The 11,964-nt window shown below is 67.9% G+C and carries 13 protein-coding genes; 3 read left to right on the plus strand and 10 right to left on the minus strand.

Translation table 11 applies throughout. From position 1 onward, the window contains the following. Positions 1–74: 74 nt before the first annotated feature. The 3 genes from QM772_RS00055 to QM772_RS00065 all read left to right on the plus strand — a co-directional run bounded on the left by QM772_RS00055 (position 75) and on the right by QM772_RS00065 (position 2,623). A complete protein-coding gene (locus QM772_RS00055; protein ID WP_415132929.1) occupies positions 75–1,403 on the plus strand; it encodes a dicarboxylate/amino acid:cation symporter in 1,329 nt (442 codons plus the stop codon). 16 nt (positions 1,404–1,419) lie between these two features. Next, complete coding sequence (locus QM772_RS00060) at positions 1,420–2,355, plus strand: amino acid ABC transporter substrate-binding protein (protein WP_415132931.1); 936 nt, start codon at positions 1,420–1,422, stop codon at positions 2,353–2,355. A 109-nt stretch (positions 2,356–2,464) separates the two neighbouring features. Further along, positions 2,465–2,623 carry a hypothetical protein gene (locus tag QM772_RS00065; protein ID WP_415132933.1) on the plus strand — a complete coding sequence of 53 codons (159 nt, stop codon included), beginning with the start codon at positions 2,465–2,467 and terminating at the stop codon, positions 2,621–2,623. Between the two features lie 104 nt (positions 2,624–2,727). Here QM772_RS00065 and dnaJ read toward each other — a convergent pair whose 3' ends face one another. The 10 genes from dnaJ to QM772_RS00115 all read right to left on the minus strand — a co-directional run bounded on the left by dnaJ (position 2,728) and on the right by QM772_RS00115 (position 11,876). Then, positions 2,728–3,867 carry a molecular chaperone DnaJ gene (gene dnaJ, locus QM772_RS00070; protein WP_415132935.1) on the minus strand — a complete coding sequence of 380 codons (1,140 nt, stop codon included), beginning with the start codon at positions 3,865–3,867 and terminating at the stop codon, positions 2,728–2,730. Between the two features lie 88 nt (positions 3,868–3,955). Beyond that, positions 3,956–5,899: a molecular chaperone DnaK gene (gene dnaK, locus QM772_RS00075; protein WP_415132937.1), complete on the minus strand. Its 1,944-nt coding sequence runs from the start codon at positions 5,897–5,899 to the stop codon at positions 3,956–3,958. A 168-nt stretch (positions 5,900–6,067) separates the two neighbouring features. Next, on the minus strand, positions 6,068–6,631 hold the full coding sequence (gene grpE, locus QM772_RS00080; protein ID WP_415132939.1) for a nucleotide exchange factor GrpE: 564 nt from the start codon (positions 6,629–6,631) through the stop codon (positions 6,068–6,070). Positions 6,632–6,761: 130 nt separating this feature from the next. Continuing rightward, the gene (locus QM772_RS00085) at positions 6,762–7,106 is read right to left on the minus strand and encodes an FKBP-type peptidyl-prolyl cis-trans isomerase (protein ID WP_415132941.1); all 345 of its coding nucleotides are present in this window, start codon (positions 7,104–7,106) and stop codon (positions 6,762–6,764) included. 66 nt (positions 7,107–7,172) lie between these two features. Further along, positions 7,173–7,481: a winged helix-turn-helix transcriptional regulator gene (locus tag QM772_RS00090; RefSeq protein ID WP_415132943.1), complete on the minus strand. Its 309-nt coding sequence runs from the start codon at positions 7,479–7,481 to the stop codon at positions 7,173–7,175. Positions 7,482–7,641: 160 nt separating this feature from the next. Continuing rightward, positions 7,642–8,097, minus strand: a complete 456-nt coding sequence (locus QM772_RS00095) for a MarR family winged helix-turn-helix transcriptional regulator (RefSeq protein WP_415132945.1) — start codon at positions 8,095–8,097, stop codon at positions 7,642–7,644. Between the two features lie 84 nt (positions 8,098–8,181). After that, on the minus strand, positions 8,182–9,318 hold the full coding sequence (locus tag QM772_RS00100; protein ID WP_415132947.1) for an ABC transporter substrate-binding protein: 1,137 nt from the start codon (positions 9,316–9,318) through the stop codon (positions 8,182–8,184). Between the two features lie 52 nt (positions 9,319–9,370). Continuing rightward, the gene (locus QM772_RS00105) at positions 9,371–9,784 is read right to left on the minus strand and encodes an acyl-CoA thioesterase (RefSeq protein ID WP_415132949.1); all 414 of its coding nucleotides are present in this window, start codon (positions 9,782–9,784) and stop codon (positions 9,371–9,373) included. Between the two features lie 7 nt (positions 9,785–9,791). Further along, positions 9,792–10,556 carry an SDR family NAD(P)-dependent oxidoreductase gene (locus QM772_RS00110; protein ID WP_415132951.1) on the minus strand — a complete coding sequence of 255 codons (765 nt, stop codon included), beginning with the start codon at positions 10,554–10,556 and terminating at the stop codon, positions 9,792–9,794. A 69-nt stretch (positions 10,557–10,625) separates the two neighbouring features. Next, a complete protein-coding gene (locus QM772_RS00115) occupies positions 10,626–11,876 on the minus strand; it encodes a thiolase family protein (RefSeq protein ID WP_415132953.1) in 1,251 nt (416 codons plus the stop codon). Positions 11,877–11,964: the final 88 nt, after the last annotated feature.

Raw genomic sequence — 11,964 nt, forward strand, 5'->3', positions numbered from 1 at the left:
GACTTCCGTTCGCCCTGCGGACTGCGAATCAACGCCATCCCGATTGTCCTAGCCTGCCCTATGGAGATATAGAGATGAAAAGAAAATTTCCACCCGTCGCCTGGATCCTGATCGCCATGGTGATCGGCATCGTGATCGGCCACATGATCTTCACCAACTTCCCGGACAAGAAGGCCGCGGCCGAGATGGCGGGTTACATCTCCATCCTGTCCGACATCTTCCTGCGCCTCATCAAGATGCTGATCGGCCCGCTGGTGTTCTCCACGCTGGTGGTGGGCATCGCGCACATGGGCGACGCCTCCGCGATCGGGCGGGTGTTCTTCAAGTCCATGGCCTGGTTCATGAGCGCCTCGCTGGTGTCGCTGCTGCTGGGCATGGTGCTGGTCAACCTCTTCCAGCCGGGGGCCGACTTCGGGCTGCCGCTGCCCGAGATCGGCACGGCCACCAACCTGGCCACCGGCAAGTTCACGCTCAAGGACTTCATCGCCCACATGGTGCCCAAGTCCTTCGCCGAGGCCATGGCGCACAACGAGATCCTGCAGATCGTGGTGTTCTCCATGTTCTTCGGCATCGGCCTGGCCGCGCTGGGGGAAAAGGGCCGGGTGCTGTTCGACGCCATCGAGCAGCTCTCGCACGTCATGCTCAAGATCACCGGCTACGTGATGAAGCTGGCCCCCGTGGCCGTGATGGCCGCCATGGCCGCCACCGTGGCCACGAACGGGCTGGGCGTGCTGCTCAAGTTCGCCGTGTTCATGGGCGAGTTCTACATCGCGCTGGCCGTGCTGTGGTGCGTGCTGATCTTTGCGGGCTTCCTGTTCCTGGGCCCGCGCATCGGCCGCCTGCTCAAGCTCATCCGCGAGCCCTTCATGATCTCCTTCGCCACCGCCAGCTCCGAAGCCGCCTACCCCAAGATCCTGGACGCGCTGGACCGCTTCGGCGTCAAGCGCAGGATCTCCAGCTTCGTGATGCCGCTGGGCTACTCGTTCAACCTCGACGGATCCATGATCTACTGCACCTTCGCCGCGCTGTTCATCGCGCAGGCGTATGGCATCGAGCTGTCGCTGGGCACGCAGATCACCATGCTGCTGGTGCTGATGGTCACCTCCAAGGGCATCGCCGGCGTGCCGCGCGCCTCGCTGGTGGTGATCGCCGCCACGCTGAACCAGTTCAACATCCCCGAGGCCGGGCTGCTGCTGATCCTGGGCGTGGACAGCTTCCTCGACATGGGCCGCTCGGCCACCAATGCCGTGGGCAACTCCATTGCCAGCGCCGTGGTCGCGAAATGGGAAGGGGCCTTGCTGCCGGAGGCGGAGGCCGCCGCCAACGCCGAGCGGCTGGATGCCGAGGCCGCCGCGGCCGCCCAGGCCGGCGCGCAGGCAAACCCTCACGCCGCCCATGCCTGATGCACGAGGAGCAGCCGTGAAGCCACAACCACGACTCGCCCTGCTCGCCGCCTGCGCGCTCATGCTCGCGGGCGCGGCCCAGGCGCAGAACATGATGGGCAGCCCCGCGCGCGGGGCCGACGCCGAGCTGCGCGGCACGCTCGCCAAGGTGCGCACCAGCGGCACCATCGCGCTGGGCTACCGCGAAAACTCCGTGCCCTTCTCGTACCTCAGCGCGCGCAAGGAGCCCATCGGCTACACCGTCGAGCTGTGCAAGGCACTGGTCACTTCCATTGAAGACGCCATCAACAAAAGCCTGAAGATCGACTGGGTGCCCGTCACCGCCGAAAGCCGCATCGACGACGTGGCCACCGGCCGCATCGACCTGGAATGCGGCTCCACCACCGCCAACCTGGAGCGCCAGAAGCGCGTGGCCTTCTCGCCCATCATGTTCGTGGCGGGCGTGAAGGTCATGGTCAAGCAGGGCAACAAGTCCATCGGCAACAGCTTCCGCGATCTGGCGGGAAAGAAGGTGGCCGTGGCCACCGGCACCACGGCCGAGACCGCGCTGCGCAACCTGAACGCCCGCTTCAAGCTCGGCATCCAGGTGCAGGTGGAGCCGGATTACGCCGAGAGCTTTGCCCAGGTGGCCAGCGGCCAGGCCGACGCCTTCGCCACCGACGACGTGCTGCTCTACGGCCTGATCGCGCAGGACGCGGGCAAGAGCGGCAAGTTCCAGGTCGTGGGCGACTACCTCTCCTACGACCCCTACGGCATCATGTTCCGCAAGGATGATCCGCAACTCGCCCAGGTCATCAAGGACAGCTTCCAGATGCTGGCCGAGGACGGCGAGATCGAGCGCCAGTACAAGCGCTGGTTCCTGCGCAAGCTGCCCACGGGCGAGAGCCTGAACCTGCCCATGAGCCCGCAGATGCAGACCGTGCTCGAAACCATGGCCGTGCGGCCGCAATGAAAGCAGGCGCTGCCAGCGTTTGGCGCAAGCCGTGTCCAGCATGTTTTTCATCTGAATCCGGCCTGTTGAAAAACCTCGAAAACCGTCATCTGCCCCCATTTTCCCGCGCATGCACGGCCAGGGCGTGTGGGCCGAGCTGCTGCGCCAGCGCTTCGCCACCGCCTGCCGGCGCCTGGGCCTCGCGGGCGAGCGCAACGGGCTGACACTGGCGCGCCCCAATCCGGGGGGCGCCGCGGGCACGGGGCGAGCTGTTTGGCCGCAGCGGTGATTTATGAGCCGAATTGGCCTCCAGCGCCCGCCCGATAAGCGCTGGCAGCTATCGATAAGATAGCGTTTGAGGTCTGGGCTTTGCGGCCGTCCCGCGCGGTGATCTCAAGCCCCGAAGAAGCTCTTGAGCCGATCCGTCCAGCTCTCGGCGCTGGGAGAGTGCTTGGCGCCGCCCTTGCGGATCGATTCGTCGAACTCCTTGAGCAGCTTGCGCTGGTGCTCGGTCAGCTTGACGGGCGTCTCGATGCTGATGTGGCAGTACAGATCGCCCGGGTAGCTGGAGCGCACGCCCTTGATGCCCTTGCCGCGCAGGCGGAACTGCTTGCCGGCCTGCGTGCCCTCGGGGATGTCGATGGCGGCCTTGCCGTTCAGCGTGGGCACCTCGATCTCGCCGCCCAGCGCGGCGGCGGCGAAGCCGATGGGCACCACGCAGTGCAGGTCGTCGCCGTCGCGCTCGAAGATGTCGTGCTTCTTCAGCCGGATCTCGATGTACAGGTCGCCCGGCGGCCCGCCGTTGGTGCCCGGCTCGCCGTTGCCGGCCGAGCGGATGCGCATGCCGTCGTCGATGCCGGCGGGGATCTTCACCTCCAGCGTCTTCTGCGTCTTGACCTGGCCCTGGCCGTGGCAGGTGGTACAGGGGTCCTTGATGAGCTTGCCGGTGCCGCGGCAGTGCGGGCAGGTCTGCTGCACGCTGAAGAAGCCCTGGCGCATCTGCACCACGCCCTGGCCGTGGCAGGTGCCGCAGGTGGTGGCGCTGGTGCCGGGGCGGGCGCCGCTGCCGTGGCAGGTGTCGCATGCTTCCCAGCTGGGGATGCGGATCTGCGCCTCTTTGCCGGCGGCGGCCTCTTCCAGCGTGATCTCCATCGCGTAGCTGAGGTCGGCGCCGCGGTAGATCTGCCGGCCGCCGCGCCCGCCGCCCGCCCGCGCGCCGCCGAAGATATCGCCGAAGATGTCGCCGAAGGCTTCGGCGAAGCCGCCGAAGCCTTCCTGGCCAGGGCCGCCACGCATGTTGGGGTCCACGCCCGCGTGGCCGTACTGGTCGTAGGCGGCCTTCTTCTGCGGCTCGGAGAGGATCTCGTAGGCTTCCTTGGCCTCCTTGAACTTCAGCTCGGCGTTCTGCGCGTCACCCTGGTTGCGGTCGGGGTGGTACTTCATCGCCAGCTTGCGATAAGCCTTCTTGATCTCTTCGTCCGAGGCGTTCTTGGGAACGCCCAGCACTTCGTAGTAGTCGCGCTTGGTGGCCATGGTGGGGTGGTTTGCGTCGTGGCGATGAAACGGGAAGAGGCTGGAACACCGCGAGCGGGTGTGCCAGCCTCCGGGTCAGGGCAGGGCGTCAGTCCTTCTTGACTTCCTTGACTTCGGCGTCGACCACGTTGTCGTCGGCCGCCGCGCCCGCGCCCTGCTGGGCGCCGGCCCCCGGCGCCGCGCCCGCGCCGGCTGCCTGGGCGGCGGCCTGCGCGTCGGCGTACATCTTCTCGCCGAGCTTCTGGCTGGCGGCCAGCAGCGCTTCGGTCTTGGACTCGATGGCGGCCTTGTCCTCGCCCTTCAGGGCTTCTTCAAGGTCCTTGATGGCGGCCTCGATCTTGTCCTTCTCGCCGGCGTCCAGCTTGTCGCCGTGCTCGGCGAGCGACTTGCGCACGCTGTGCACGGCGCCGTCGCCCTGGTTGCGCGCCTGCACCAGCTCCACCTTCTTGTGGTCCTCGGCGGCGTTCAGCTCGGCGTCCTTCACCATCTGCTGGATCTCGGCCTCGGACAGGCCCGAGTTGGCCTTGATGGTGATCTTGTTCTCCTTGCCGGTGGCCTTGTCCTTGGCGCCCACGTGCAGGATGCCGTTGGCGTCGATGTCGAAGGTGACCTCGATCTGCGGCAGGCCGCGCGGCGCGGGCGGGATGCCCTCCAGGTTGAACTCGCCCAGCAGCTTGTTGCCGCTGGCCATCTCGCGCTCGCCCTGGAAGACCTTGATGGTCACGGCCGGCTGGTTGTCGTCGGCGGTGGAGAAGGTCTGCGCGAACTTGGTCGGGATGGTGGTGTTCTTGGTGATCATCTTGGTCATCACGCCGCCCAGGGTCTCGATGCCCAGGGAGAGCGGCGTCACGTCCAGCAGCAGCACGTCCTTGCGGTCGCCCGAAAGCACCTGGCCCTGGATGGCGGCGCCCACGGCCACCGCCTCGTCGGGGTTCACGTCCTTGCGCGGTTCCTTGCCGAAGAACTCTTTCACCTTGTCCTGCACCTTGGGCATGCGCGTCATGCCGCCGACCAGGATCACGTCGTTGATGTCACCCACCGCCACGCCGGCGTCCTTGATGGCGGTGCGGCAGGGCGCGATGGTGCGCTCGATCAGCTCCTCGACCAGGCTCTCCAGCTTGGCGCGGGTGAGCTTGATGTTCAGGTGTTTCGGCCCCGAGGCGTCGGCGGTGATGTAGGGCAGGTTGATGTCGGTGGAGGCGGCGCTGGACAGCTCGATCTTGGCCTTCTCGGCCGCTTCCTTCAGGCGCTGCAGGGCCAGCACGTCCTTGGACAGGTCCACGCCCTGGTCCTTCTTGAACTCGCCGATCACGTAGTCGATGATGCGCTGGTCGAAGTCCTCGCCGCCCAGGAAGGTGTCGCCGTTGGTGGAGAGCACCTCGAACTGCTTCTCACCATCGACGTCGGCGATCTCGATGATGGAGATGTCGAAGGTGCCGCCGCCCAGGTCGTACACCGCGATCTTGCGGTCGCCCTTGGCCTGCTTGTCCAGTCCGAAGGCCAGCGCGGCGGCGGTGGGCTCGTTGATGATGCGCTTCACGTCGAGGCCGGCGATGCGGCCGGCGTCCTTGGTGGCCTGGCGCTGGCTGTCGTTGAAGTAGGCCGGCACGGTGATGACGGCCTCGGTCACGGGCTCGCCCAGGTAGTCCTCGGCGGTCTTCTTCATCTTGCGCAGGATCTCGGCGCTGACCTGCTGCGGCGCCAGCTTCTCGCCGCGCACCGAGACCCAGGCGTCGCCGTTGTCGGCCTTGGTGATCTCGTAGGGCATCAGGTGGATGTCCTTCTGCACCTCGGGCTCGGTGAACTTGCGGCCGATCAGGCGCTTGATGGCGTACAGCGTGTTCTTGGGGTTGGTCACGGCCTGGCGCTTGGCGGGCGCGCCGACCAGCACCTCGCCGCCGTCCTGGTAGGCCACGATCGAGGGCGTGGTGCGCGCGCCCTCGGCGTTCTCGATCACCTTGGTCGTGTTGCCTTCCATGATGGCCACGCAACTGTTGGTGGTGCCCAGGTCGATGCCGATGATTTTTCCCATGTTCGTTCTCCGTGAAAGCGTGAAAGTTGAATTGCTGAGAAGCTGTGGATAAGGCGCCGGCTTTTCAAGTGGGCGTCGTGCCAGTCGTTTCGCCGCCGGGCCGCCCCAAGGCGAAACAGCCCCCTCGGGGGGCAGCGGACCTCGCGAAGCGGGGGAGCGTGGGGGTCGTCATTTCGGGGCCGCCACCGTGACGAGGGCGGGGCGCAGCACGCGGTCGGCGATGGTGTAGCCCTTCTGCAAGACACTGACCACGGTGTTGGGCTCCTGCTCGGCCGGCACCATGCTGATGGCCTGCTGGGTGGCGGGGTCGAACCTGGCGCCGGCGGGTGGATCGACGGCGAGCACCTTGTTGCGCTCCAGCGCCGACTGCAACTGGCGCAGCGTGGCCTCGGTGCCCTCGCGCAACTGCCCGGCGCTGGCGTTGTCGATCCTCAGGCCGGCTTCCAGGCTGTCGATGACGGGCAGCAGGCTCTCGGCGAAGGATTCGACGGCGAACTTGCGGATCTTGGCGATCTCGTCCTCGGCGCGGCGGCGGGCGTTCTGCGCCTCGGCCTGGGCGCGCAGGGCCTGGTCGGTCAGCTCGGCCACCTGGGCCTTCAGGGCGTCGGCCTCGGCCTGCGCGTTGGCGAGCTGGGCGATGACATCGGCCTCATTGGCGGCCGCGGCGGCTTCCAGTTCCTCGGGGCTGGGGGGATCGTCGGGGTTGAGAAAGGAGTTCTGCGGATCGGTCATGCTCGGTTCTTCGGGATGGACGGGCTATTGGCCCTCCAAATGGGTACCCCGGAGCCGATTTCAAGCCGGAAACGAAACGGCCGCCGGGAGCGGCGGCCGTGGCGGGCGGGCGTTTTCAGCCGCCGGCGGGTCAGGGCGAGACGCCGAGCAGTTCGACGTCGAACTTCAGCGTGGCGTTGGGCGGAATCACGCCGCCGGCGCCGCGCGCACCGTAGCCCATCTCGGGCGGGATGACCAGGGTGCGCTGGCCGCCCACCTTCATGCCGGCCACGCCTTCGTCCCAGCCCTTGATGACCATGCCGGCGCCCAGGGTGAACCTGAACGGCTGGCCGCGGTCGCGGCTGGAGTCGAACTTGGCGCCCTGCTGGCCGTTGTTGTAGAGCCAGCCGGTGTAGTGCACGCTGACCGTCTGGCCCTTGCGGGCCTCGGCGCCGGTGCCGGGCTGGGTGTCGGTGATCTGCAGGCCAGTGGTCATGGTGGGAATACTACGGTTTCAATAGCTGCCCGCGCTTGTCTGGCGGGCGCTGGAGGCTTGTTGGGCTTATTTTTTCTTGGCCTGCGCCGCGACCCACTTGGCGGCGAATGCCTGCAGGTCGGACAGGCGCTTGACCAGGTCGGCGCCGCTCATGGTCAGGCTGTAGCCGTCCGAGCCGTGGGTGACCAGGCCGGCCGCGCGCAGCTCTTTCAGGCGGGTGTTCAGCGTGTTGGGGGTGATGCCGCCCACGCTGTCCTGCAGCAGGCGGAAGGTCTGGGGGTGGCCGTCGCGCAGGGCCCACAGCACCCGGATGGCGTAGCGTGCTTCGAGCAGCGCAAGCAGTTGGCCCGTGGCGGTGTTTTCTTTGGAACTCATGTCAGGCTTCTCCTCAAGGCGCATCAGGATGCAAGGGACTGGAGCTGACTATATCCCAAAATCTGTAGCACGCTAGCACTTTCATAGCTCCCCAGGCTTCCCAGCCGTGGGTGCGGCGCTACAGAATCCGGACTCACCCGAAGGCGGTGCTGGAAAACCCTTATGCCTTGTAAACCTTTTGCAGCAGCCGCAGCAGGGTCTTGTGCTCGGCCGCCGTGAGGGCGCTGGCGACGTCTCTTTCCAGCTCGGCGGCGGTGGCTTCGGCCTTCACCATCAGCCCGTGGCCGTCCTCGGTCAGGTGCAGGCCCTGCGCCCGGCCGTCCAGCGGGTGGGGCCGGCGCACCAGCAGGCCGCGCTTTTCCAGCGCGCCGATCTTGCCGACCAGGTTGGGCGGCAGCAGGTTCAGGGCATCGCAGAGCTGGCGGGACGTGACGCCCGCGTTGTGCCGGATGACGGAAAGTATCGAGAATTCGACCGGCCGCAGCCCGTAGCGGGCCATGCGCGGCAGGAATTCGCTGATCACCGCCAGCGCCGCGCGGCGCGCGTTGTAGCCCAGCAGGGTTTGCAGGTAGGCGGTGTCCACGTGGTCGATGACGGGGGGACTTTGAACTCTCATTTCAATAGCTGCTGGCGCTTGCCTGGCAAGCGCTGGAGGCCAAAAAGGCTTGAAAGCCGGCGGGCACCACCCCGCCGGCCGCGTTCACTCGACCTTGAACTCGCCGTTGGTGACTTTCATCATCACGCCGGTGTCGTTGGTGTAGCCCCAGTGGTCGGCGGTCGTCCAGTTGAGCACGCCGTGGGACACCACGGTGCGGCCGATGGCCTCGAAGGCGTCGCGCAGGGCGGCGCGGAATTCGGGCGTGCCGGGCTTGGCCTTCTTCAGGGCGAGGGGCACCGCCTTCTCCATCACGATGAGCGAGTCCCAGGCGTGGCCGGCGAACTGGTTGCGCGAGCCGGGGCCGTAGGCTTTCTCGTACTGCTGCACGAACTTGATGGCCTCGGGCTTGGAGGGGTGTGAGTCCGGCAACTGCTCCGCCAGCACGGCGGGGCCGGAGACGACGAAGGTGCCTTCCACCGCCTTGCCGCCCACGCGCATCAGGTCGCGCGTGGCGGCGGCGTGGGTCTGGTAGACCTTGCCCTTGAAGCCGCGCTCGCGCAGGGCCATCTCGGGCATGGCGGCGCCGCTGCCGGAGGCGACGACGAGGATCGCGTCGGGGTTGGCCGACACCAGCTTGAGCGCCTGGCCGGTGACGCTGGTGTCGGCGCGGGCGAAGCGCTCCACCGGGCCGAACTTGATGCCGGCCTTCTCGGCCTGCGGCTTGAAGTCGTTCAGCCAGGTCTCGCCGTAGGCGTCGCTGTAGCCGAGGAAGCCGACCGACTTGATGCCCTGCTTCTTCATGTGCTCGATGACGGCGTAGCCCATCACGTTGTTGGACTGCGGCAGGCGGAACAGCCACTTGTCCTTGCCCGCCGGCACCGCCACCGGCGCCCACGCGATCTGCGGCGTGCCCGACTCCTCGGCCACCTGGGCCATGGCCGCGGCCACCGGCGTGGCGACCGAGCCCATCAGCACGTCCACCTTGTCGGCGGCGGTCAACTTCTTGGCGTGCTGCACGCCCTGGGTGGGGTCGGAGGCGTCGTCCATCAGGATGACGTTGAGCTTCTCGCCGGCGAGGGTCTTGGGCCACAGCTTGACCTGGTTGCCCACCGGGATGCCCAGCCCCGAGGCCGGGCCGGTGAGCGGCGCGACGACGCCGATGGTGATGTCGGCCAGCGCCGCGCCGCTGGCGGCGACGAGCGTGGCGGCCACGAGGGCCTTGATCTGGAAGCGTTGCATGGGTTGTCTCCTGGGTGGATGGCGCGTTGGGAAAACGGATGGGAGTGCGCGGCTAGCTGCACTTTTCCTTGACGAAGTCGGGCACCGGAATGGCTTGCAGGCGCCCGCCCTCGGGGTGCACGCAGAAGGCGCGCGTCTCGCGGCCCTCGCACAGCAGCACGCCGCCATTCATCACGCGGTGCAGCTGCACGAAGGTCTTGGCGCCCCAGGTCTCGATGCTGGTGTGCACGTGCAGCGTGTCGCCGTAGGTGGCGGGGCGCATGAACCTGGTGTGGATCTCCAGCAGCGGCGTGCCGATGATGCCGGTGGCCTTCCTCAGCTCGCGCCAGGGCGGCACGCCGCACTCCATGAAGAAGTGCAGCGAGGCGGCGTCCATCCATTTGCTGAAGTTGGGGAAGAACACGATGCCGGCGGGGTCGCAGTCGCCGAACGTCACTTTCACGTCGTAGACGGTGGTCTTGCTCATGGGACTCTCAACGGGGGGCCATGCGCAGCGCGCCGTCCAGGCGGATCACCTCGCCGTTCAGGTGGCCGTTGGTGACGACGTGGCAGGCCAGCTCGGCGAACTCCTCGGGCTTGCCCAGGCGCTGCGGGAAGGGGATGGAGGCGGCCAGCGATGCCTGCACAGGTTCCGGCAGCGTCTTCATCAGCGGCGTGGCGAACAGGCCGGGCGCGATGGTGCACACGCGGATGCCGTGCTGCGCCAGGTCGCGCGCCATCGGCAGCGTCATGCCGACCACGCCGCCCTTGCTGGCCGAATAAGCCTGCTGGCCCACCTGGCCGTCGAACGCGGCCACGCTGGCGGTGAACACCATGGCGCCGCGCTCGCCGTCTTCCAGCGGCGCCAATTTGGCGCAGGCGGCGGCGAACAGGCGCGCGGCGTTGTAGGTGCCGATCAGGTTGACGCTGACGACGCGCGCGAACTCCTCCAGCGGCGCGGCGCTGCCGTCCTTGCCGATCACGCGCTTGGCGGTGCCGATGCCGGCGATCTGCATCAGGATGCGCGCCGGGCCGTGCGCGGCGGCCGCCTGGTCGATGGCGGCCTGCATGCTGTCGCCGCTGGTCACGTCGGCCTGGACCGCCAGGCCGCCGATGTCGGCGGCCACCCTTTTGGCGTTGTCGAGGTTCACGTCCAGCACGGCGACTTTCGCACCCAGGCGCGCCAGCTCGCGCGCCGTGGCCTCGCCCAGGCCGGAGCCGCCGCCGGTGACCAGTGCCGCTTGTCCTTGGATCTTCATGGGGTGTCCTTTGCTTTCGTATTGATAGCTGCCAGCGCTTGCCAGTCAAGCGCTGGAGGCCGATTTGACTCAAGAAGCCGCGGGGTTCTCCAGCAGCAGAGCGATGCCTTGGCCGCCGCCCACGCAGGCCGAACTGATGCCGTACCGGAGGCCCGCGCGCCGCATCTCGCGCGCCACGGTGATGGTCAGGCGCACGCCGGTGCAGGCCAGCGGGTGGCCCAGCGCGATGGCGCCGCCGTTGACGTTGAGCTTGTCCAGGTCGAGCCCCAGTTCCTTGGCGACGGCCAGCGTCTGCGCGCCCTGCGCCTCGTTGATCTCGAAGCGGCCGATGTCCTGAAGCTTCAGCCCGGCGCGCTCCAGCAGCAGGCGGATGGCCGGCGCGGGGCCGATACCCATGATCTCCGGCGGCACGCCCACGGCGGCGGCGGCGGCCACGCGCGCCAGCGGCTGCTTGCCGTGGGCCTTGGCGTAGGCGCCCGAGGCGACCACGGCGGCCGCCGCCGCATCCACCAGCGCCGACGAGTTGCCGCCGGTCTGCACGCCGCCCTCGAACACGGGCCGCAGCCTGGCCAGCACCTCGATGGGCGAGGGGCGCGGGTGCGTGTCCTGCGCCACCTCGGCGAGCTTGCCTTGCAGCTTGATGCCGCGCGGCTTGTAGCCCTCGATCTCGAACTTCTCGCTGACCACGGGCGCGATCTCGCCGGCCAGGAAGCCGCTGGCCTGCGCCGCCACCGCGCGCGCGAAGGAGCTGGCGGCGAAGCGGTCCACTTCCTCGCGCGTGATGCCGTATTTCCTGGCCAGGTTCTCGGCCGTCTGGATCATGTTGATGCCGGGGGCCGGGTCCTTCAGCGCCTCCCACATGTAGTCCCTGAAGCCCACCGGCGCGCCCAGTTTGAAGCCGGTGCGGTGGTCGAAGGCGGCGATGGGGTTGCGCGTCATGCTCTCGGTGCCCACCACCAGCGCCGCCTCGCAGGCGCCGCCCTGGACGTGCTCGCCGGCCTGGCGGAACAGCTCGAAGCCGGTGCCGCAGATGCGCTGGACCATGATGGCCGGCACCTCCACCGGCACGCCGGCATACAGGCCGATGTGGCGCGGCAAAAAGAACTGGTCGAAGTCGCCCGGCGCCATATTGCCGGCGACGACCGAGCCGACGTCGGCCGCCGGCACGCCGGCGCGCTTCAGCGCCTCGCGCGCGGCCTTGATGCCCAGGTCGGTCGGCGACACGTGGCCCAGCGCGCCGCAGTAGTCCACCATCGGCGTGCGCACGCCGTCCAGCATCCACACGTCGTCGAAGGCGCTGAAGAATCCTTTACCGGCCATGAACGATTTCCTTTCAGTGTTCAGTGCTCTACCGCATCGAGCCGCCCGCAACGCGGCGGCGAGTGCGCGGGGCCTGCGTGGCCGGGGT

It is taken from the genome of Ottowia sp. (genome assembly GCF_047601385.1).
Taxonomy (GTDB): domain Bacteria; phylum Pseudomonadota; class Gammaproteobacteria; order Burkholderiales; family Burkholderiaceae_C; genus Ottowia.

Bases quoted from the DNA above. Each gene is read 5' to 3' on its own strand.
- QM772_RS00095 (WP_415132945.1), bottom strand. From the start codon at position 8,097: ATGAGAGTTCAAAGTCCCCCCGTCATCGACCACGTGGACACCGCCTAC.
- QM772_RS00110 (WP_415132951.1), bottom strand. From the start codon at position 10,556: ATGAAGATCCAAGGACAAGCGGCACTGGTCACCGGCGGCGGCTCCGGC.
- grpE (WP_415132939.1), bottom strand. From the start codon at position 6,631: ATGACCGATCCGCAGAACTCCTTTCTCAACCCCGACGATCCCCCCAGC.
- dnaK (WP_415132937.1), bottom strand. From the start codon at position 5,899: ATGGGAAAAATCATCGGCATCGACCTGGGCACCACCAACAGTTGCGTG.
- QM772_RS00090 (WP_415132943.1), bottom strand. From the start codon at position 7,481: ATGAGTTCCAAAGAAAACACCGCCACGGGCCAACTGCTTGCGCTGCTC.
- dnaJ (WP_415132935.1), bottom strand. From the start codon at position 3,867: ATGGCCACCAAGCGCGACTACTACGAAGTGCTGGGCGTTCCCAAGAAC.
- QM772_RS00100 (WP_415132947.1), bottom strand. From the start codon at position 9,318: ATGCAACGCTTCCAGATCAAGGCCCTCGTGGCCGCCACGCTCGTCGCC.
- QM772_RS00115 (WP_415132953.1), bottom strand. From the start codon at position 11,876: ATGGCCGGTAAAGGATTCTTCAGCGCCTTCGACGACGTGTGGATGCTG.
- QM772_RS00055 (WP_415132929.1), top strand. From the start codon at position 75: ATGAAAAGAAAATTTCCACCCGTCGCCTGGATCCTGATCGCCATGGTG.
- QM772_RS00105 (WP_415132949.1), bottom strand. From the start codon at position 9,784: ATGAGCAAGACCACCGTCTACGACGTGAAAGTGACGTTCGGCGACTGC.
- QM772_RS00065 (WP_415132933.1), top strand. From the start codon at position 2,465: ATGCACGGCCAGGGCGTGTGGGCCGAGCTGCTGCGCCAGCGCTTCGCC.
- QM772_RS00085 (WP_415132941.1), bottom strand. From the start codon at position 7,106: ATGACCACTGGCCTGCAGATCACCGACACCCAGCCCGGCACCGGCGCC.